General features: G+C 44.8%; 17 protein-coding genes and 1 pseudogene. 8 read left to right on the forward strand and 10 right to left on the reverse strand.

The window, feature by feature from the left end:
• Positions 1-4: 4 nt before the first annotated feature.
• On the forward strand, positions 5-1,444 hold the full coding sequence (gene bglA, locus V6D41_RS16295) for a 6-phospho-beta-glucosidase BglA (RefSeq protein ID WP_333518907.1): 1,440 nt from the start codon (positions 5-7) through the stop codon (positions 1,442-1,444).
• A 68-nt stretch (positions 1,445-1,512) separates the two neighbouring features.
• Here the strand turns inward: bglA and ahpF are convergent, their stop codons facing one another.
• Both ahpF and ahpC read right to left on the reverse strand, forming a co-directional pair.
• Entirely contained in the window at positions 1,513-3,042 is a 1,530-nt protein-coding gene (gene ahpF, locus V6D41_RS16300; protein ID WP_333518908.1) for an alkyl hydroperoxide reductase subunit F, read from the reverse strand.
• Between the two features lie 13 nt (positions 3,043-3,055).
• Positions 3,056-3,619 carry an alkyl hydroperoxide reductase subunit C gene (gene ahpC, locus V6D41_RS16305; protein ID WP_024123485.1) on the reverse strand — a complete coding sequence of 188 codons (564 nt, stop codon included), beginning with the start codon at positions 3,617-3,619 and terminating at the stop codon, positions 3,056-3,058.
• Positions 3,620-4,552: 933 nt separating this feature from the next.
• On the opposite strand from ahpC, the gene nhaC reads away from it, so the two are divergent.
• Positions 4,553-5,980: a Na+/H+ antiporter NhaC gene (gene nhaC / locus V6D41_RS16310; protein ID WP_333518909.1), complete on the forward strand. Its 1,428-nt coding sequence runs from the start codon at positions 4,553-4,555 to the stop codon at positions 5,978-5,980.
• Between the two features lie 37 nt (positions 5,981-6,017).
• Here nhaC and gnd read toward each other — a convergent pair whose 3' ends face one another.
• The 4 genes from gnd to gntR are packed head-to-tail and all read right to left on the reverse strand — an operon-like array spanning position 6,018 to position 11,085.
• Complete coding sequence (gene gnd, locus V6D41_RS16315) at positions 6,018-7,421, reverse strand: decarboxylating NADP(+)-dependent phosphogluconate dehydrogenase (protein ID WP_333518910.1); 1,404 nt, start codon at positions 7,419-7,421, stop codon at positions 6,018-6,020.
• A 22-nt stretch (positions 7,422-7,443) separates the two neighbouring features.
• The gene (gene gntP / locus V6D41_RS16320; RefSeq protein WP_333518911.1) at positions 7,444-8,790 is read right to left on the reverse strand and encodes a gluconate permease GntP; all 1,347 of its coding nucleotides are present in this window, start codon (positions 8,788-8,790) and stop codon (positions 7,444-7,446) included.
• A 29-nt stretch (positions 8,791-8,819) separates the two neighbouring features.
• The gene (gene gntK / locus V6D41_RS16325) at positions 8,820-10,361 is read right to left on the reverse strand and encodes a gluconokinase (RefSeq protein WP_333518912.1); all 1,542 of its coding nucleotides are present in this window, start codon (positions 10,359-10,361) and stop codon (positions 8,820-8,822) included.
• Positions 10,354-11,085 (reverse strand): gluconate operon transcriptional repressor GntR, encoded by a 732-nt coding sequence (gntR, locus tag V6D41_RS16330; RefSeq protein WP_148963226.1) that lies wholly within the window; start codon positions 11,083-11,085, stop codon positions 10,354-10,356. The genes gntK and gntR overlap by 8 nt, the downstream gene beginning before the upstream one ends.
• A gap of 194 nt (positions 11,086-11,279) precedes the next feature.
• Between gntR and V6D41_RS16335 the strand changes: the two genes are divergently transcribed.
• Positions 11,280-12,428, forward strand: coding sequence for a glycerate kinase (locus V6D41_RS16335; RefSeq protein WP_333518913.1), 1,149 nt, complete (start codon positions 11,280-11,282; stop codon positions 12,426-12,428).
• Positions 12,429-12,521: 93 nt separating this feature from the next.
• Positions 12,522-13,553, forward strand: a complete 1,032-nt coding sequence (locus V6D41_RS16340) for a polysaccharide pyruvyl transferase family protein (protein ID WP_333518914.1) — start codon at positions 12,522-12,524, stop codon at positions 13,551-13,553.
• Positions 13,554-13,590: 37 nt separating this feature from the next.
• Here the strand turns inward: V6D41_RS16340 and V6D41_RS16345 are convergent, their stop codons facing one another.
• The 3 genes from V6D41_RS16345 to V6D41_RS16355 form a co-directional block, all read right to left on the reverse strand.
• Positions 13,591-15,168, reverse strand: a complete 1,578-nt coding sequence (locus tag V6D41_RS16345; protein ID WP_333518915.1) for a Na+/H+ antiporter — start codon at positions 15,166-15,168, stop codon at positions 13,591-13,593.
• Between the two features lie 141 nt (positions 15,169-15,309).
• The gene (locus V6D41_RS16350) at positions 15,310-15,720 is read right to left on the reverse strand and encodes a hypothetical protein (protein WP_333518916.1); all 411 of its coding nucleotides are present in this window, start codon (positions 15,718-15,720) and stop codon (positions 15,310-15,312) included.
• 15 nt (positions 15,721-15,735) lie between these two features.
• Positions 15,736-17,199 (reverse strand): lipase, encoded by a 1,464-nt coding sequence (locus V6D41_RS16355; RefSeq protein WP_333518917.1) that lies wholly within the window; start codon positions 17,197-17,199, stop codon positions 15,736-15,738.
• A 59-nt stretch (positions 17,200-17,258) separates the two neighbouring features.
• Between V6D41_RS16355 and V6D41_RS16360 the strand changes: the two genes are divergently transcribed.
• Entirely contained in the window at positions 17,259-17,750 is a 492-nt protein-coding gene (locus V6D41_RS16360; protein ID WP_333518918.1) for a DUF1433 domain-containing protein, read from the forward strand.
• A gap of 156 nt (positions 17,751-17,906) precedes the next feature.
• Positions 17,907-18,233 (forward strand): DUF1433 domain-containing protein, encoded by a 327-nt coding sequence (locus tag V6D41_RS16365; RefSeq protein ID WP_333518919.1) that lies wholly within the window; start codon positions 17,907-17,909, stop codon positions 18,231-18,233.
• A gap of 40 nt (positions 18,234-18,273) precedes the next feature.
• Here V6D41_RS16365 and V6D41_RS16370 read toward each other — a convergent pair.
• Positions 18,274-19,048, reverse strand: a pseudogene (locus tag V6D41_RS16370) (SDR family NAD(P)-dependent oxidoreductase).
• 130 nt (positions 19,049-19,178) lie between these two features.
• Here V6D41_RS16370 and yxaF point away from each other — a divergent pair.
• Both yxaF and V6D41_RS16380 read left to right on the forward strand, forming a co-directional pair.
• A complete protein-coding gene (yxaF, locus tag V6D41_RS16375; RefSeq protein WP_253268715.1) occupies positions 19,179-19,754 on the forward strand; it encodes a transcriptional regulator YxaF in 576 nt (191 codons plus the stop codon).
• A 92-nt stretch (positions 19,755-19,846) separates the two neighbouring features.
• Complete coding sequence (locus V6D41_RS16380; RefSeq protein WP_333518920.1) at positions 19,847-20,860, forward strand: quercetin 2,3-dioxygenase; 1,014 nt, start codon at positions 19,847-19,849, stop codon at positions 20,858-20,860.
• The last annotated feature ends 7 nt before the right edge of the window (positions 20,861-20,867 follow it).

The raw sequence follows: 20,867 nt of genomic DNA on the forward strand, positions 1-20,867 counted from the left end.
AAACATGGGACACATGCCGAAGAATTTTTTATGGGGCGGCGCATTGGCTGCACACCAATTTGAAGGCGGTTGGAATCAAGGCGGGAAAGGGCCGAGTGTCGTTGATGTGATGACGGCGGGTGCGCACGGCGTGCCAAGAAAAATCACGGATACGATTGAAGAGAACGAGTTTTATCCGAACCATGAAGCTATTGATTTCTATCACAGATACAAGGAAGATATCGCTTTGTTTGCGGAAATGGGCTTAAAATGCTTGCGAACGTCCATTGGGTGGAGCCGGATTTTTCCGAAAGGCGATGAGGCTGAGCCGAACGAAGCGGGCTTGCAGTTCTATGATGATGTGTTTGATGAGTTGCTGAAGCATGGGATCGAGCCGGTCATTACCTTGTCCCATTTTGAAATGCCGCTGCATCTGGCAAGAGAATATGGCGGCTTCAGAAATCGGAAAGTCGTGGACTTCTTCGTCAATTTCGCAGAGGCCTGCTTCAGTCGTTACAAAGATAAAGTGAAGTACTGGATGACCTTTAACGAGATCAACAACCAAATGGATGTGAATAACCAGCTGTTCCTATGGACGAATTCAGGTGTTACGGTCGGAGAAAACGAAAATGCCAAGGAAGTCATGTATCAAACGGCGCACCATGAATTAGTGGCGAGCGCATTAGCGGTGGCAAAAGGAAAAGACATCAATCAAGACTTCCAGATTGGGGCCATGGTGTCACACGTGCCGATTTATCCTTTCTCCTCCAATCCTGAAGATGTGATGCTGGCTGAGGAAGAAATGAGGCAGCGGTATTTCTTCCCGGATGTGCAGGTTCGCGGCTATTATCCGAGCTACGCGCTGAAGGAATTTGAACGAGAAGGCTATCACATCACTTTCGAAGATGGCGATGATGAGATTTTAAGAAACGGCACCGTCGACTACTTAGGCTTTAGCTATTACATGTCAACAACTGTGAAAAGCGATGTGGAAAATGATAATACGGGTGATATCGTCAACGGCGGATTGCCGAATAGTGTCGAAAATCCGTACATCACATCGAGTGACTGGGGTTGGGCGATTGATCCAACCGGGTTGAGATATACGTTAAACCGTTTTTATGATCGGTACCAAATCCCGTTATTCATCGTGGAAAACGGCTTTGGCGCGGTGGATAGGGTGGAGGAAGGCGGCAAGATCCATGATCCGGAACGCATCCAATATTTGAAATCACATATTGAAGCATTGGAAAAAGCGGTCACTTATGACGGTGTAGATTTGATAGGCTACACGCCATGGGGCATTATTGATATTGTCTCCTTTACAACAGGCGAAATGAAAAAACGCTACGGCATGATCTATGTTGATCGTGATAATGAAGGAAACGGATCCATGAAACGATATAAGAAGGATTCATTTGAGTGGTACAAAAACGTCATTCAAACGAACGGCGAGGACTTATAATCAGCTGGCCCGGAGTTTGAAAAAAATCCGCTATCCTGCCAATCTGGCAATATAGCGGATTTCTTGTATTAATTGCGGATAAGGTAATCAAACGCGCCGAGAGCGGCAGTTGCACCTGATCCCATCGAAATAATGATTTGATTAAACGCGCTGTCTGTGCAGTCGCCGGCAGCGAATAAGCCTGGAACGCTTGTCGCGCCGTGCTTGTCGACGATGATTTCGCCGATGCGGTTGCGTTCAACCGTTTCATCTAACCAATCTGTGTTTGGCACGAGACCGATTTGCACGAATACACCTTGGAGTTCAACGTGTTTTTCTTCGCCTGTTTCACGGTCAACGTATGTGATGCCGTTTACGCTTTGATCGCCTGTGATTTCTTTCGTTTGTGCGTTTTTCACGACAGTGACGTTAGGCAGGCTGTAGAGGCGTTTTTGCAGGACTTCGTCAGCTTTCAGTTCAGGTGCAAACTCAAGCACAGTGACGTGTTTGACGATGCCTGCGAGATCGATAGCAGCCTCGATTCCAGAGTTTCCTCCGCCGATGACCGCTACGTCTTTGCCTTCAAACAATGGCCCATCACAGTGCGGGCAGTACGCGACACCTTTGTTTTTGAACTCTTGTTCACCAGGTACGTTGATATTGCGCCAGCGGGCACCTGTTGATAGGATCACTGTTTTGCTTTTCAGGACAGCGCCGTTTTCGAGTTCAAGTTCGAACAGGTCTTTCTTTTCAAGGCGTTTTGCGCGCTGAAGGTTCATGACATCAATATCATATTCCTTCACGTGTTCTTCAAGGCTTGCAGCAAGCTTCGGTCCTTCCGTCGCTTTGACGCTGATGAAGTTTTCGATGCTCATTGTGTCGAGAACCTGTCCGCCGAAGCGCTCAGCGACAACACCGGTGCGGATGCCTTTACGCGCAGTGTAGATGGCTGCACTTGCCCCAGCTGGTCCGCCTCCGACAACAAGAACGTCAAACGGCTCTTTGCCAGCAAACTCGGATGCGTCTGCGCCGCTGCCCATTTTCGCAAGAATTTCTTCAAGCGTCATACGGCCGCTTCCGAAGGATTCGCCATTCAGGTAAACGGTCGGCACTGCCATGATGTTTTTGCTTTCTACTTCTGCTTTGTATGCTGCACCGTCGATCATCGTGTGCGTAATGTTCGGGTTGAGCACGCTCATCATGTTTAAGGCTTGTACAACGTCAGGACAGTTGTGGCATGTCAGGCTGATATAAGATTCAAAGTGGTATTCACCGCTGATCTTCTTCACCTGATCAATGACTTTTTGGTCTACCTTAGGCGGTCTGCCGCTTACTTGGAGCAGCGCCAAAACCAATGATGTAAATTCGTGGCCCAGAGGGATACCGGCGAATGTAACGCCAGTATCTTCTCCGACACGATTGACACTGAAGCTTGGCGTTCTGTTTAATTCAGCTTTTTCAACTGTGATTTTAGATGACATGGAAGCCAGCTCATCAACGAGAGCCAGCATGTCCTTAGAAATGTCATCTTCACCTGCGCTCACTTTGAGAACAATGTCATTCTCAATAAGCTGCATGTATTGATTTAATTGTGCTTTGATATTTGCATCAAGTACCAATGGAATGCACTCCTTAGATTTTACCTACTAGGTCAAGGCTAGGTGTAAGAGTTTCGCCGCCTTCTTCCCATTTAGCCGGGCAAACTTCACCTGGGTTTTGACGAACGTATTGTGCTGCTTTTACTTTGCTGATCAGGTTGCTTGCATCACGGCCGATACCGCCTGCATTGATTTCAACAGTTTGGATAACGCCGTCTGGATCGATGATGAATGTTCCGCGGTCAGCTAGACCAGATTCTTCATCTAATACGTCAAAATTGCGAGAGATCGTTTGAGAAGGATCACCGATCATTGCGTAAGTGATTTTGCCGATTTTTTCAGAGCTGTCATGCCAGCCTTTGTGTACGAAGTGAGTATCTGTAGAGATAGAGTATACTTCAACACCTAATTCTTTAAGTGCAGCGTATTGGTTTTGAAGATCTTCAAGTTCAGTTGGACATACGAAAGAGAAATCTGCTGGGTAGAAGCAGAATACGCTCCATTGGCCTTTCAGAGATTCGTTTGTTACATCGATGAATTCACCGTTTTTAAATGCTTTCGCTTCGAATGGTTGTACTTCTTTTCCAATTAAAGACATAATATCTTCCTCCTAATAGTGATAAATGGACATTATAGATGATGTGAAGCCATGCTCCCGCTATCTATAATAATTATAATTCTGTATAAATTATTATATAATACCTTTTCTCTTGTCAAGTGAAAAGGAGAGATTCGGATAAAAAACATGAAGCTGCTCGGGAGAGGTTTCAACTTTCTATTATATAGTATGGTTTCCTACAGCTCAAAATATCACAATTAAAGTCACATACGGGTGTTTCTCTTTTTTGAAGCAGATGCTAAAACTACTTGCCCGATTGCTGACTTGATTCTCATTATCAATGTGAATGCTGCGTTTTCTCAATAAATAGGTCAGCTAAAAGGTTTAGACAAAAAAGATAAGGGGTATGGTGAAAAGAAGAAAATGCCAATTACTGAAATGGATCGTGCGGTGAAACATGGAGGTCGGAAAACCGGATGATATTTCGGCATGTTGATTATTTCGATAATATAATAATACAGTAATTCTGTAAAAGATGGGTTTTTGCTGATCTTTATCATTTCGTTGGCGATTTTTAGGAAAATGGCCGGGATAAAAAGCCGATAGCGAACGTACGATCCTGTTTTCTAGATGATTTGGCACGATAACGGAGCATTTTTATAGATATAGCAGGATAATGACTTTCAGACCGGTTCAACTGAGATAATGATGAAATATCAGAGGATATTCAATTTTACTGAACATTTTGTTTTGTAGTAAGATGTTCACATACCATTTCCCATGTGGTAAAACGTTATACCCCATCATTTATTTATGGGTGAATGGACCTAATCCTTCGCCCGGCGTATAAAGTATTCTCCATTCAATCAAAATGAGTCCCCGTTTTAAAAATTCACTTGATCTTATGAAAGTGCCAGTCAATACGTATTCCAGATTTAGATGTAAGATCAACTTATTCAAAGGAGTGGTTTGTTGGAAACCGATAAGATAAAAAGGCCTTCGTTTATGTATGCACTATCGATGCTGATTGCAGCGGTTAGTGTGATATCAATTGGAATTCTTGTATTTGATGCACCGATTCAAATTCTGATGTTTATCAGCATGCTTGTATTGATCCCCTTTATGATGGGATTGGGTTTTACCTATAAACAAGTAGAAAAATCGATGATGAAATCGATGAGCAGGGCACTGCAGCCTGGGCTGATACTGCTAACCGTCGGGATTTTAATCGGCGCATGGATCGCATCTGGGACAGTACCTACATTAATTTATTACGGTATACACGCGATTTCACCACAATTCTTTTTAGTCACTACTTTAGTCTTTTGTTCATTAGTATCTGTCGCAACAGGTACGTCATGGGGAACAGTCGGAACTGCCGGGGTTGCAATGATGGGTGTTGGAGCCACGATGGGGATACCGGCAGGGCTGACTGCCGGCGCTATTGTCAGCGGAGCGTATTTCGGAGATAAAATGTCTCCGCTATCGGATACGACGAACTTAGCCCCTACTGTTTCCGGCGGAGAAATCTTCAGCCATATTAAACACATGCTTTGGACGACAATTCCTGCATATATCATTGCAGCGATCATTTATACGATTGTTGGTTTGCGATACAATTCCGCATCTGTAAATTCAGAAAGTGTCAATCAACTGACGTCTTATTTGAACGAAACGTTCCATCTAGGACTTGTACCAATGATTCCGATTGTTGTTCTCATTGCGCTGTTAATGTTAAAGAAACCAGCGATTCCTTCCATTTTCATTGGGGCAGCTGTTGGCGGCGTTATCGCGATGTTCTATCAAGGCTTGGGTTTTCAAGATGTCATGAATACGTTCTATGGCGGGTATACAGTTGAATCAGGCATTGACATGGTTGATAGCTTGCTTCAACGAGGCGGACTTTCCAGTATGTTGAGCTTAATTGCCTTGTTCTTATTTGCGCTTGGTTTAGGCGGGATGCTTGCGGAGTCACAAGTATTAGAAGCGTTGATTGCTTCTTTTGCCCATAAAATTAAGCATACAGGGACGGCTGTTTTTGTGACCATCATTGTGAGTTATCTGACACTTGCAATCGGTGGATCTGTGTACTTCTCAACAGTTATGGGCGGTACATTGATGAGACCGATTTATGAACGCTTAAACTTAAAACCTGAAAACTTGTCGCGCGTGTTAGAGGATTCAGGAACACAAGCTGCACCGCTTATTCCATGGACTGGCGGCGGTCTATATACAGCTGGAGCCTTAGGGATTGCAACAGTCGCTTATCTTCCGTTTTGTTTCTTGGCATTCATCACGCCATTGGTTTCTCTTTTCTATGGAATCACTGGATTGACGATGACAAAAAAAGAAAAGCGGGACAAAAAGAAAGCAAAAAAACTTGTAGAATTAGAGGCATAATCAAAAACCTCGCTCAAAATGAGCGAGGTTTTTTTGATTACTGCCAATTGGTATGAAAAACGCCGTCCATATCTGTCCGTTCGTACGTATGGGCGCCGAAATAATCGCGCTGCGCCTGCAGGAGGTTCGCATTGGAACGCCCTGTGCGGTAGCCGTCGTAATAAGAGAGCGCGGTTGTTAAGCATGGGAACGAGACGCCAGTGCTGATGCCCTCGCAAACAACTTTTCGCAGACCTGTTTGATAGCCTTGGAGCTTATCTGAGAAATAAGGCGCGATCAGCAGGTTTGATAGGTTAGGCCGCTCGCTGAATGCGTCGCTTATCACGTTTAGGAAATCTGCGCGGATGATGCAACCGCCACGGAATATCAAAGCGATGTCTTTGAGCGGCAGGTTCCAGCCGTAAAGCTCAGATGACATTTTGTATTGGGCAAAGCCTTGTGCGTAGGCGCATACTTTCCCCATGTAAAGAGCCTGTCTGACGTATTCAACCCAAGTGTCTTTATCGAAGTGTTTTTCTTCAGCTTCCGGACCTGCTAACACGTCTTGAGCTGCCACCCGTTCTTCTTTCAAGGAAGACAAGTAGCGGGCGAACAAGGACTCTGTGATGATGGTGGACGGGATGCCGTTATCAATCGCCTGCATGCTCGTCCATTTTCCGGTGCCTTTTTGGCCGGTTTTATCAAGGATAATATCAATCAAAGGCTGGCCTGTTTTTTCGTCTTTTTTGCGTAAAATCTCAGCAGTAATCTCTATTAAATAGCTTTTCAGCTCACCTTGGTTCCAGGTTTCAAAAATAGATGCAATCTCATCGAGCGGCAGGCGCAGTGTTTCTCTCAGAAACGTGTACGCTTCTGCAATCAGCTGCATGTCAGCATATTCAATGCCGTTGTGCACCATTTTTGTAAAGTGCCCTGCCCCTTTTGGACCGATGTAGACACAGCACGGATCTTCTCCAACTTGAGCTGCGATTTTCGTCAGGATAGGAGCGGCTTTGTCATAGACGTCGCGATCTCCGCCCGGCATGATGGAAGGCCCTGTCAGCGCGCCGACTTCGCCGCCGGAAATGCCGACTCCCAGATAGCCGATGCCTTTTTCCTTCAGCTCGTCATATCTTCTTTCTGTATCTTCATAGTGGGAGTTGCCCCCGTCCATGATGACGTCGCCTTCTTCAAGCAAAGGCATTAATGATTGGATGACGGAATCTACGGGTTTTCCCGCTGTGACCATCAGAAAGATTTTTCTTGGTTTCTCTAACGATTGAACAAAATCCTTGAGCTCGTAGTACGGGCTGAGAGATTGTCCATCCAGCTTTTGGACAAGCTGGTCCGTTAAGTCTCTGGTGTAATTATAGACGGCGACGTTTTCACCTTTATTTGCCATGTTTAAGGCAATATTGCTTCCCATTACGCCTAAGCCTATGACACCAATCGTATTGAACATGTGTTACAGCTCCTTCTTAATTTCATACAACTAAACTTAACAATAATATGAATCCAAGTCCAGCAACGGAAATAATCGTTTCCAGCAACGTCCATGTGGCAAATGTTTCTTTCATGCTTAATCCGAAGTACTCCTTGAACATCCAGAAGCCGGCGTCATTGACGTGGGAAGCGATGACACTTCCGGCGCCTGTTGCAAGCACGACTAATGCCAGGTTGACATCAGAATGTCCCAATAACGGAATGACGAGCCCTGTTGTGCTTAGCGCGGCAACAGTGGCTGATCCTAGAGAAATGCGCAGGATCGCTGCGATGAGCCATGCCAAGACGATTGGCGATAATGCTGTACCTTTGAATAAGTCCGCCACGTAATCGCCGACACCGCCGTTGATCAGCACTTGTTTAAAGGCGCCGCCTCCCCCGATGATCAATAGCATCATGCCGATTTGTGAAATGGCTGCTGAACAAGAGTCCATCACGGTTTTGACTGGAATGTTGCGTGCGATGCCCATTGTATAGACTGCGACCAATAACGAAATAATCATAGCAGTCGATGCGTTTCCAATCAATCGAATAAAAGCTAAAACGCCATTATCCGCAAATCCGATTGTTTCTTGAAGCAGGTCGATAATGGTCGCGACCGACATGATGATAATCGGAAGCATTGCCGTAAAGACGCTGATTCCGAAGCCGGGTGTCTCCTCAAGCTTGAACGTTTTTTGCGTGCCGAGTGATGCGATATTGCCGCTTTTCGCAAATGATGCAGGCACGATTTTTTTCGCGATCTTTGTAAACAAAGGCCCTGCGATGAGCACTGTCGGAACAGCAACCATAAAGCCGTACAGCAGCACTTCCCCGATGTTTGCGCCGTACTCACCGGCAATCGCCGTAGGCCCCGGGTGCGGCGGCAGGAAACCGTGCGTGACGGACAGCGCGGCGACCATCGGAATTCCGAGATATAAAATAGAAATCTTCAATTCTCTTGAAATCGCAAATACAATCGGAATTAATAGAACCAATCCTACTTCAAAAAATAAAGCAATACCAATAATGAATGAGGCAATGACAACGGCCCATTGAATGTTTTTCTCGCCGAATTTGTTGACGAGCGTCATCGCGATGCGCTGTGCGCCTCCAGAATCCGCGATCAGCTTGCCCAGCATCGCACCGAGCCCGAAGATGAGTGCGATGTGGCCAAGAGTTCCCCCTATTCCTTGTTCAATAGAGCTGACAACTTTATCGAACGGCATCCCGAGTGCCAATGCCACGCCGAACGATACGATCAGCAAGGAAATAAATGTGTTTAATTTTAAGCCCATAATCAAAAGCAGTAAAGCTAAGATCCCAATTGCAACGATGATTAATGGCATGGTAGTGCCCCTCCCCTTCGTGTCATGTACTAGTTGTGTGTGATTAAGCCTCTCTGATAATCTGCAATTTGTGTATATTGATTCTCTAATGATCTTGAGAGATTAATGAAAATCGGCATTAATTTTCTATATTCTTTGGCTGAGTCTTCGATCGGTGTGTGTCTGTGCGTGCTGCCGACCATGTCGGACACGGCGTCGAATGAATCAATCTTTCCTGTTGCATACAGGCCTAAAATGCAGGCGCCGAGACATGAGCTTTCGTAGCTTTCCGGAACGACAACCTGTGATTCGAAGATATCCGCCATCATTTGGCGCCAAACCTCCGACCTTGCAAATCCCCCAGTCGCCTGGATGCGGGTTACCGGGCTATCCATGCATTCGGTTAACGCCAGGAACACCGTGTACAGGTTGTAAATGACACCCTCTAATGCAGCCCGTATCATATGCTCTTTCCTATGCGACATGGTCAGGCCGAAAAATGAGCCGCGTACATCTGGATTCCACAGCGGAGCGCGTTCTCCGGCGAGATACGGGTGGAACAGCAAACCGTCGGAACCGGGTCTGACGCGTTGGGCGATCTTCGTCAGCACGTCATATGGATCAATCCCCAGCCGTGTCGCTGTCTCGATTTCAGAAGAGGCAAATTCGTCTCTGATCCAGCGAAGCACGATGCCCCCATTGTTTACCGGTCCGCCGATCACCCAGTGCTTGTCCGTCAAGGCGTAGCAGAAAATCCGGCCCTTTTCATCAGTTTGCGGCTGGTCAATAATTGTTCGGATAGCACCGCTTGTCCCGATGGTGACGGCAATTTCGCCCTTTTTAACGGCGTTGACGCCGAGATTGGACAGCACGCCGTCGCTGGCGCCGATGACAAAAGGTGTTTCCGGATCGATTCCCATCTGTATCGCTAATTCCGGGCTGCAATGCTGAAAGATTTCAGTCGTTGGCGCAAGTTTTGATAAGTGATCCGGCGTGATGCCTGCGATGCGCAGTGCTTCTTCATCCCAATCCAAGCTTTTCAGGTTCATCATGCCTGTCGCTGATGCCATGGAGTAATCGATTACATACTCATTGAACAGCTGTCTAAAAATGTACTCTTTGATGCCGATATATTTTTTCGCCTTGGAAGCGATTTCTTTTCGTTCATTCGTGATCCAGGCTATTTTGCTTAACGGCGACATCGGATGGATCGGTGTTCCTGTCCGCTTGTACACCTCATGCCCGTTCAATTCATCTTTGATCTTATGCGCCCAGCCTTCGCTCCGGTTGTCGGCCCACGTGATGCATGGCGTCAGCGGCTGGTCATTTTCATCAATTGCGATGACACTGTGCATGGCGCTGCTGAATGAAATGAATGAGATCTGTTTTTCTGGATGCTGTTTTGTGATTCTCGCGGTAGTTTGGATGACGGCCTGAAAAATCGCTTCAGGGTCTTGTTCAGCCGTTGAGATGTCCGGTGTATAGAGCGGGTAGCCGATGCTTTCTTTCTGTACCACGTCTCCGTTTTCACTGAACAACACAGCTTTTGTGCTTGTCGTGCCGATATCGATTCCTAACATATAACTAGTCATTATTGTGTTCAGCTCCTTTTGCCAGCATTTGTTGTGAGAGCCACAGGTCTTCTACCTTTTCTTGCACATCATCAAAATTTTGGTGAAGAGACTGAATCATCAGTGCCCTGTCTTTTGCTTTAATGGCCTGAATATAAAGCTCATGGTTATCTAAAATCCTTGTGAAATCCTCGTGTTTTTCTTTTAATCGTGCCCGCATTGATAAAAGAATAAAGCTTTCCATAACGGGTTTTAGATTGTTCCAGATCATCTGAATGTATGAATGGTCGATCGCACGGATAATCGTTTCATGAAACAGCACGTCTTGAAATGAAAATTCATCTACGTCCTCGTATTTGATGGAGACTTTCATCATTTCAAGGATTTTGCTGAGGTCCTTGACTAAGGGCTCAATGTCGATTTTGACAAGCCGTTCAAAGACAAATGTTTCTAATAGTAAACGCACATCATAAATTTCCGTGATTTCCTTCTCAGTTAACCCAATTGCGACCGCTCCCATTCGTTCTAAGCGGATGATTTTTTCAGATGCGAGTATTTTTAACGCTTCGCGAACCGGCGAACGGCTTACTGAAAACTCGGCGGCGATCGTATTTTCTGACAAAATGGTACCGCTTTCAACCATGCCTGAAATGATCCGCATCCTCAGCTCGTATGCGACACGAACACCAGTTGATGCTTTTGAGAGCCATTTTGCGGGATACAACAGGTCTTTGGAGTCTAGCATACACTCACCTTCCTCACTCAAGGAGTATACTTGTATACAAGTATGATAACGTGAATGTTTCATTTATGCAAACACTTTCATTTCTAATTTTTATTAAAATTTTACCATAACTTATGGTATGTATTTCCAAACCCGATATGATACATTGGAGATAGATCGTGTAAGTGAATCATGTTTTGAAAGAGGCGATTTGGATGAAAATCATCATTGCACCTGATTCTTTTAAGGAAAGCTTATCAGCTTTGGAGGCCACTGACGCGATAGAAAGAGGTTTCAAATCGGTTTTTCCGAATGCTGATTACAGAAAACTGCCGATGGCGGATGGCGGTGAGGGCACCGTTCAGTCTCTGGTTGATGCCACAAACGGATGGATCAAAGAACAGGTTGTCACGGGGCCGCTGGGAGAACCGGTGGAAGCGTTTTTTGGCATGATGGGAGATGGGAAAACAGCAGTGATTGAAATGGCTGCCGCTTCAGGTCTTCATCTCGTGCCTGTTGAAAGGCGCAATCCGCTCGTCACGACAACAAGGGGGACGGGAGAATTAATGGCAGCGGCTCTTGACACGGGCGCAGAGCATTTGATTATCGGGATCGGCGGAAGCGCAACGAATGACGGAGGAGCCGGGATGATTCAAGCATTGGGCGGAAGGCTTCTTGATGAATCAGGCCGTGAGATCGGGTTCGGAGGAGGCTCGTTATCTCAGCTTGCATCAATAGATATCAGCGAGCTTGATTCCAGATTGGAGAATGTCAAACTGGAGGTCGCCTGCGACGTGGACAATCCGTTAATCGGGCCAAAAGGAGCTTCGGCTGTCTTCGGGCCGCAAAAAGGCGCGACAGACGACATGGTGGAAGTGCTGGACCAGAACCTAACCCATTTCGCGGATGTGGCAGAAAAAGCGCTCGGAACAGCCTGCAGGGAAATAAAGGGCGCCGGCGCAGCGGGCGGTCTCGGGTGGAGTCTGCTGGCTTTTCTTCATGCTGATTTGAAAAGAGGCATTGATATTGTGCTTGAAGCGGTTGATTTTGAAGATGAAGTTCAGGATGCGGATCTTGTGATCACCGGGGAGGGGCGGATTGACAGCCAAACGATTTATGGGAAAACACCGATCGGCGTGGCCAAAGCGGCTAAATCATACGATGTGCCCGTCATTGGCATAGCGGGATCAGTATCACGAGACAGTGATGCCGTCTATCAACATGGAATTGATGCGCTTTTTAGCATCGTTCCCGGCGCCGTGCCTCTTGAAGACGCGTTTGAACATGCCGCAGAATACATGGAAAGAACGGCTCGGGATATTGCCGCATCCATCAAATTGGCGAAAACGATCTTTCTCATATAGCCGGCGCACATGCCGATGCATAGCCATCCTCCTTTTTGGGTAGAGACAGTTAACCACACAATAAGGCATTCATCCTAGAAGGAGGACGACGACATGACACTACAAGAAATCAAAGGCAAAAAACTCGTAAAAGGCATTGCGCCAAATGTCGAGCCAGATGCCCTGTTAAATGATAAACGAAAAGTATTTTTGTTTGGTTCCCCGAGTTACACAAACATTGGAGACCAAGCGATTGCGTATGCGGAAGAGAAATTTATAAAAAATCATTTTCCGTATTATGAATATATTGAAATTATGGATTATGCGACGGATGAGGGCATTGAACTGGTGAAGGAAATTATTCGTGAAGACGATATTGTCTGTTTTACCGGCGGAGGAAATTTAGGAAACCTATATCTCGATATTGAGGAAGACAGAAGGAAGGTTTTCTTGGCGTTTAAGGACTATAAATCGATTTCTCTGCCGCAATCCGTTTATTTTGAAGACACAGAGGATGGAAATAAAGAAAAGAAAAAAACACAGGACGCGTACCATCAAAATTCTAACTTAACGATTGCCGCTCGTGAGACACAGACGCTGGATGTTGTGAAAGAGACCTTCAATTCCAATGTGATTTTTACACCGGATATGGTGCTCTCCTTGGATATTGTGCCGAAAGAGCTTGAGCGGGACGGCGTTCTCTTTATTTTAAGAGCGGATAAGGAGAAAGTGACCGACGAAGATTTTATTTCACAGATGAGAAAGTGGGCAGAAAAAACAACCTATACGGAACGTACCGATACGGTGCTGGACACGGTAGACACCATTGATTACGCCGATCGTGAAAAACATTTTATGGAGATGCTTGACCGCATCGGTTCCAGTAAATTGGTGATCACCGACCGGCTTCACGCGATGATTTTCTCGATTATCACCAAAACACCTTGCCTTGTCTTTGGAAACAGTTACGGCAAAGCTAAACATTCGTACCGGGATTGGCTCGAAAGCTTAAACTTCATTGAATACACAGATCAACATGATAGAAAAGAGCTGGAGCGCATGATTGACCGCCTGCTTCAAGCAGAACCGAATGAAGTTGATTTATCCAAGGATTTTCAGCCGCTGGTTGATTTTTTTAAATCATAAAAGAAAAAGCAGACTGATGACAGTCTGCTTTTTTGTGTTAATGATCGTTTTCCAAAGAAACGATTTCATCAATGATCCGCGCTTGTTCTTTCTCAGCCACTTCGTTTGAGATGATATCTTCCTTTGATAAGTTCTCGATCGCTTGGTACTGGGCGTATAACGAATGTTTTTTCAAGATGGTTTGCTGTTTGTTTTTGAGTTCCGGGTATGTTTCGAACAATTGGTTTGTTTGTTGATGCAGCTGGCTGACTTCTTCTTTGTACTGATCTGTCAGTTCGCTGGAGACAGCTTCGTGAATCAGCAAATTGTGTTTGACTTGCTGGACTTCTTGAATAGCGGTTTCTAGCCGGTGTCCTTTTGCAAGCAATTCCTCATATTCCTGGTTGCCCTCTTCCTTTTGATTCACGCCTAACCGTTCCAGAAGCGGCTTAATGGTGAGCCCCTGAACAACAAGGGAGAACAAAACGACACTGAAGGCGAAAATCAGAATGTCTTCACGCCCCGGGAAGTCTCTCGGCAGGCTCAGCACGAGTGCAATGGACAGAGAGCCCTTCAGCCCGCCCCAATTGATGGTATGTTTCCATGTAACCGGAAATTTCTTAATAAAGGCCAGACTGATATAGACGGCGGCACTTCGGGCGATAAGCACAATGACAATCGCCATAATCGCCAAACCCCATTTGTCAGTCAGGTCAATTCTCGTGATCTCAAGTCCCACCATCAAAAAGACAAGGGAGTTCGCGAGCAAGGCGGCGACGTCCCAAAAGTTATTGATATTCAGCTTGGTCGTCGGGCTCATGCCGATTTTTGCGCCGTAATTGCCGAATATAAGCGCGGCGACTACGACAGCGATTACACCGGAGGCACCTGCCATTTCCGCCAAAAGAAATGAACTGTAAAACAGAATGATACTAAAAATAATTTCTAAAGGGTAATCATCAAAATACTTGGTGAGCTGGGAAAAGACAAATCCTAGAGCGCCTCCGATAATGAGGCCGAGGGAAATGACTTTGACAAACTCCCACAAGCCTAAACCGGCGCCTTGGATGCCGAGATCTAAATAAGTCATTAAGTAAAAGGCGGAAATGTTGAACAGCACTACCGCCAGCCCGTCATTGAACAGGCTTTCTCCTTCAACGACAATCGAAAGCTTTTTCGGCGCACCGACGCTTTTGAAAATGGACAGCACACTGACTGGGTCTGTCGCACTCATCAGCGCGGCAAACACAAACGCCGCCGGAATGGCTAAATGCATCAGCCACATGGAAGAAAAGCCGACGATCAGAAACGAGATGAGCGTGCCGCCGAAGGCCAGCGCCAGAACGGGACGCTTATTTTCTCGCAAATGGGAAAAGGGCAGCTTCAGCGCCGCTTCTCCTAATAAAGCCGGCAAGAACAGCGTAATGATGACGAAGTTAAAGACTTCGCCCTCAGTGATAAAATCTTTCAGCGGTTCGAAGAGCGGAATATGTACAAGTCCAATGATCGTGCCGACAATCACGAGTGCGATCGGATAAGGCTGTCTGCACTTCTTGGCAATCGCTGTAATACCGGCTGCAATCATGACCAACAAAAAACCTAGTTCGAAAATATGATGCAAATCTAAGTGTTCCATTAGAACCTCCTTTTATGAATTGTGTAACTAAAAAATTACCCTCATTTTATCATTGGTAATCATATCATATGTAAAACAGTCCTTTGCCAGTCTGCGGAAAAGCAAAAAAGCAGGCAATTTGCCGGCTTTTGGTTCTTTACTCTATAAGCCAATGGAATTCACTACACTCGATACATGAGAACGAACTTTATCAAAAGATAGATGATCCTTCATTTTATCCGTGACACTGTCAATCGCTTTTCCTGACATATGATGGCCGAGAATGTCCCGCTTTGTCTTAACTGCCTGCTCGTTATCTGTGATGTGATCAAGGATTGAAGACAGGTTTTTGCGGTCTTCCTGAAAAGCATAGCTTAGTTGTTTTTTGATTGAATTCATCAGTGCCAATTTTTGTTCTTGTCTTTTCTTCGCTTTGTACGCCGCCAATTGTTCTGGTGTCATTTCAGAAGTATCAAGATGGGCATTTGAAAAAAGTGAAGTGGTTGAATGCTGGCTTGTCACTCTTTGCATAAAACGGTCTGCATCTGTAGGTTTTTTATTCATAAAATCCATGTCTCTTTCTCTCCCTTATGAAATCCCCATCCGGCTTGCTGCGGCCAGATCTGCATCATGGTAAGCGTGCCCCATATGTCCAAGGTCATCTGCAACCATCTGAAGCAAGTGCCGTAAATGAAGCGCGGCATCTACTGCCTGATCATATTTTTCTTTTGAGTAAAAAAGGTGATGCGGTTTGTTCTTTTTGATCTTGTTGATTAAATCATCGACATCAGAGATTGATAATTCATCGTATGTGCCAAAACCAACCATTCGTGTATGCATGTTCCTGACATCTTCAATAGATTCCTTTACTTTGTCATCAATTCTTTCAATTTGACGTATAATTCTAGACCATTCCGATTCAGCGATATGTCTTAACTGCGTGCTTGTATTCATCAATACATGCGACTTAATGAGGATTGAAACACCTGTATTGGCTTTCACATTGGTTGATTTCATTTGCTTAAGCATCGTTAATGCAAAGTCAGGATTGTTTTTTAACACATCATCAACAGTTTGGACAGAGCCATCTGAATTGAAGTTATATCGGTCCAGATTGTGACTTCCCATCAAGGCTTCGACAAATAGTGATACATCAAGAGATTGATTGTTGTAACGTTTAAATGCAAGGCCCAACATCTTTACTGCATCAGGAAGGCGATTATTTTGTACACCGTTCGGCAAAGCCTCGTCATACATCACTTTCACATTACCTATTTCAGCAGCATCCCGATTCAGCAAAGATAATCCATCATTTAAATTAATATATTCTGTTAAACGGCTGCGGAAATCCCCTTTTAATGCTCGGGCTTTGACATCCTCAGGCAGGTTTTCATATATGTTAGGATTTTCGAAAGTAACGCCGCGTTTGATAAAGTCATTCATCACGACTGCATAGCTTGCATTAGAACCGCCTAAAGAGTGACCGGTGACTTGAATGTCAGCATTTTTAAAGTCTTTATGTATTTTTTTTGCATATTGATCTGCCTGAATGGCTTGGTTCTCCGTCCCGTCATCAAATGGTTTTTTGCCAACCAAATAACTGGTATCCATATGGAGCCAATCCTGTAAAATCTCATTTGAATATTCAGGAACCCCTTGTGCGTAGTCATAGAAAGAACCATCTTCATCTTTAGGAATGTTGATTCCCTTTTTCTCTAATTCTTTAATAAGCTGTTCCCGCTCTTCCCGATATGGCTTTATTGTGTCTTGTAATTGGCCCGGGCTGATGGGTTCTGATCCGCGGTAGGCGATGATGACGTTTTGGATTTTTTCAGGGTGTTTGCCTTCATGGGAATTACGATAATCCTCTCTAGTAACCAGGGTAAGGGCGTTAAGGCCCTTGTCTGTTTTTTTATAATCGATAACGTATAATCTTTCTCCATTACTAACTTCAATAGTCTCTCCAACATGGTATTTTTCTATTTTATAAGCATTATTTGAAATAAGGTTGAAATCTTCAGCGGTTAATTTTTTTGAACTGTCTTTAGTCAATCACAACACTCCTAATCTTTACATATCTAGTATAATAAAATAAAAAAGGGGGAAAAACCATGTCATTTTCCAAAAAAACACTTTTTTTTGGAGTAATTATAGTATTTTTAATAGGAATTGTTTACTTTAATCATAATCAATCATCAGATAAATCTGGAGGGGATCATAGCGTGAACACAAATGAAAAAAATGAACAACAAAAGGCAGAAGAATACGCTGAAAAAATGAAACCGAAAATAAAGGAAAAATTGAAAAAAGATGATATCCATCATTTTGTTAATGATATAACATTCGATAAGGATGTCTCAATCAGTCCAATGGGAATGATCGAACTATCAGGGTATGTAAACAACAACCCGGAAAAGTTCTCATTCGATGTCTCTTTGAGATATGGAACTGATAAAGTAGATTCCATAGGTTATGATAAAGACTTAGCGGACCGATTTGAAAACTGGGATGATTTTGATAAAGAGGTCAAAGAAGACTTTTTAAATAGTTTATCGAAAGAAGAACGAGAACAATATTTAAAAGACATAGGGGAAATAAAATAATCTATGAAAAACAAGCGCCATTTAAACTATTAGCTTTTGTAGCGTTTTGTTAATCGTAATGGTTGGCTTTATTTATGAAATCAAAAAAACGTCAGACACTTCTAAGATAAAAAATACATAGGTAGTAAAGAAAAAACTGAAGCATACGTCGACGAAATGAAGCCAAAGATAGAAGAAGAGTTAAGAAAAGAGGATATTCATCATTTTATAAAATCCGTAACTTTCGAAGATAAAGTGACTATAAATCCGATGGGAAGAATTGTAGTGAATGGCTATATCAATGACAATCCGGATAAATTCGACTTTTCCGCAGATTTGATATACGAGTCCAATAAAGTGGACGGAATGAGTTACTCTGAGGATGTAGGTAATCGTTTTACAGATTGGAACGAATACAGCAAAGAAGTAAAAGATAAATACATCAAAACCGCTTACCCCGATAAAAAAGAGCGTGAACAGTATTTAAGAGATATAGGAGAATGAAAATAAACAGGCAAAACGCCTGTTTATTTTAGTGATCGGTTTACTTTCTCCTCTTCGCCATTCCCCAAGCCACCAGTCCGGCAACAACAGCCGCAGATACAATCGGGCGCTTCGTAGCTTTCGTGTAATAGCTTCTGGACCGCAGCCATCCTTTATTTGTCCCCCTGTCATGCATGCCGTAGTCGGCATGATAAAGCGCGCTTTCTTCACGTGGTTTAGACGGTCTTTCGGCATGCTGGCTGTGGTACATGATTTTTTCCATCAGTTTGTCGGTCACCGGGGGAAAAGAGCGCCCAGCATGGCGATGGCTTTTGCCTGTGAGCCGATGTACATGTCGCGCTTCGGGTGTTCGGCAGCAAACAGGATGGCTTCAGCGACCGCTTCCGGCGGGTAGATCATGGAGCGGGAATGAGCCGGCTGTTTGTCGAGGTAGCTGTGAGCATGCTGATTGTAAGGCGTGCCAATTCTGCCCGGATGGATGAGCGTAACCGAGACGGGAGATTGTTCTTTCACGAGCTCCATCCGAATGCTTTCCGTCCAGCCGTGAGTGGCAAATTTGGCTGAGGCGTGGCGTTATGCCCTTTTTCCTTTCATTCATCAACAAGCTCCCTCAACGCGTCTTCGTTTCGCACTGCTGCCACAACCTTTGCGTCTTTTTCAGCTGCCATTCGAACAGTGACAAGTCCGATTCCGCTTGAAGCGCCGGTAATCACGCTCACTTGATCCTTGAGTTGTTTCAGCTTGAGCTTCGTTTTCATGCCCGCGTTCTGTTGTTCAAGCTTTTCCGTATTCGTGAGTGAATCATCGTTTGTCATTGAGATCCCTCCTAGACGCTGTTTTTCTGCATTTACCCCATCCGGGAGGTCCTTACCCCTTTTTGACAATCACAGGGTTCTTTTTTATATTATATAAGTCGCTCTACCATACCTAGGAGGGAATGTTTTAATGACTAGCAGAGGAGATTCACGCGAAAAAATTCTTCACACAGCGTCACGTCTGTTCCAGCTTCAAGGATATCACGCGACGGGTTTGAACCAGATTGTGAAAGAAAGCGGTGCTCCTAAGGGATCGCTTTATCACTTTTTCCCAAACGGCAAAGAAGAATTAGCAATTGAAGCGGTTACATATACAGGAAAACTGATTGAACATCTGATACAGCAAAGCATGGATGAATTCTCTGATCCAATAGAAGCGATTCAGCGATTTATCAAAAAAACAGCCAGCCAGTTTGACAATACAGAAAGCATTCAAGGCCTTCCAGTTGGTTTGCTGGCGAGTGAGACAGCGTTAATCAGTGAACCGTTGCGGACGGTTTGCATGAAGGTGTTTAAAAGCTGGGAAGCGGTTTTTGCCAGAAAACTAATGGAAAACGGATTTGCAGAAGAAGAAGCGAATCAGCTTGGAATGCTGATCAATTCGATGATCGAGGGCGGCATCATGCTTTCGTTAACGAATAAAGTCAAAACGCCTCTTCTTCTCATTGCCGAACAAATTCCAGTGCTCGTGAGAAAAAAAGGGTAGCATTTTGTTATCCTTTCTCCTACAATTATATAGAACGGTCTAGTAATGCATATTTTAATATATAGACTGGTCTAAATCGGAGGGAACGATATATGAAAACATTATGTAAACATTCATTGCCTAAAGAAAAAATGCCTTATTTGCTCCGCAGCGGAGAAGGTGAGCGCTATTTATTCGGCAGACAAGTTGCCACGGTGATGGCGAATGGGAAGAGTACAGGTGATCTGTTTGAGATTGTGCTGCTATCAGGGGGAAAAGGAGATGCCTTTCCGCTTCACGTCCACAAGGACACACATGAAGGGATTCTCGTGTTGGATGGGAAGCTTGAGCTGACACTTGACGAAGAACGCTATTTATTAGTATCAGGTGATTATGCGAACATTCCGGCCGGAACACCGCACAGCTACCGGATGCAGAGCCACAGAACAAGACTGGTGTCTTACACGATGAAGGGAGATGTAGCGCACTTGTATTCCGTTATTGGGAATCCATATGATTACGCTGAACATCCTCCGTACGCAAGCGAAGAGGTGTCAAACGAGCGATTTGCAGAAGCGGAGACTGTGGCGGACATTGCATTTCTTGATGAAGAAAAGCCTTCCGGTGCGGCAAAGTTAGCGGAACTTACAGAGCTGCCGGATGGAGCCGTTCCATACGTGCTTGAATCTGGAGAAGGAGACCGCCTATTGACGGGAGATCAGCTTCACCGCATTGTGGCTGCACAAAAAAATACAGACGGCCAGTTTATCGTCGTCGTATCGGACGGCCCTAAAGGCGACCGGATCGTTGATCACTACCATGAACACCATACAGAAACATTTTATTGCCTTGAAGGACAGATGACGATGTGGGCGGATGGCCAAGAAATTCGGCTGAACCCTGGAGATTTTCTGCATGTCCCTGCGAATACCGTTCACTCCTATCGTCTGGATTCCCATTATACAAAGATGGTGGGCGTATTGGTTCCAGGCTTATTTGAACCGTTTTTCCGGACGCTAGGTGAGCCATATGAAGGCCACATCTTTCCAAGTGAGCCTCAGGCGCTGCGCTTTGACCGCGTTTTGCAAAATATCGAAGCATTAGATTTAAAGGTCATGAAACCATAAAAATGAC

The sequence above is a fragment of the Bacillus sp. 0102A genome (genome assembly GCF_036765155.1).
Taxonomy (GTDB): domain Bacteria; phylum Bacillota; class Bacilli; order Bacillales; family Bacillaceae; genus Bacillus; species Bacillus subtilis_G.

Excerpts from the sequence above, each read along its gene's own strand:
- gnd (WP_333518910.1), bottom strand. The coding sequence starts at position 7,421 with ATGTTCAATACGATTGGTGTCATAGGCTTAGGCGTAATGGGAAGCAAT.
- gntR (WP_148963226.1), bottom strand. The coding sequence starts at position 11,085 with ATGCTAGACTCCAAAGACCTGTTGTATCCCGCAAAATGGCTCTCAAAA.
- V6D41_RS16360 (WP_333518918.1), top strand. The coding sequence starts at position 17,259 with ATGTCATTTTCCAAAAAAACACTTTTTTTTGGAGTAATTATAGTATTT.
- bglA (WP_333518907.1), top strand. The coding sequence starts at position 5 with ATGGGACACATGCCGAAGAATTTTTTATGGGGCGGCGCATTGGCTGCA.
- gntK (WP_333518912.1), bottom strand. The coding sequence starts at position 10,361 with ATGACTAGTTATATGTTAGGAATCGATATCGGCACGACAAGCACAAAA.
- V6D41_RS16380 (WP_333518920.1), top strand. The coding sequence starts at position 19,847 with ATGAAAACATTATGTAAACATTCATTGCCTAAAGAAAAAATGCCTTAT.
- gntP (WP_333518911.1), bottom strand. The coding sequence starts at position 8,790 with ATGCCATTAATCATCGTTGCAATTGGGATCTTAGCTTTACTGCTTTTG.
- V6D41_RS16340 (WP_333518914.1), top strand. The coding sequence starts at position 12,522 with ATGACACTACAAGAAATCAAAGGCAAAAAACTCGTAAAAGGCATTGCG.
- V6D41_RS16350 (WP_333518916.1), bottom strand. The coding sequence starts at position 15,720 with ATGGATTTTATGAATAAAAAACCTACAGATGCAGACCGTTTTATGCAA.
- V6D41_RS16365 (WP_333518919.1), top strand. The coding sequence starts at position 17,907 with ATGAAGCCAAAGATAGAAGAAGAGTTAAGAAAAGAGGATATTCATCAT.
- V6D41_RS16335 (WP_333518913.1), top strand. The coding sequence starts at position 11,280 with ATGAAAATCATCATTGCACCTGATTCTTTTAAGGAAAGCTTATCAGCT.
- V6D41_RS16345 (WP_333518915.1), bottom strand. The coding sequence starts at position 15,168 with ATGGAACACTTAGATTTGCATCATATTTTCGAACTAGGTTTTTTGTTG.
- ahpC (WP_024123485.1), bottom strand. The coding sequence starts at position 3,619 with ATGTCTTTAATTGGAAAAGAAGTACAACCATTCGAAGCGAAAGCATTT.
- yxaF (WP_253268715.1), top strand. The coding sequence starts at position 19,179 with ATGACTAGCAGAGGAGATTCACGCGAAAAAATTCTTCACACAGCGTCA.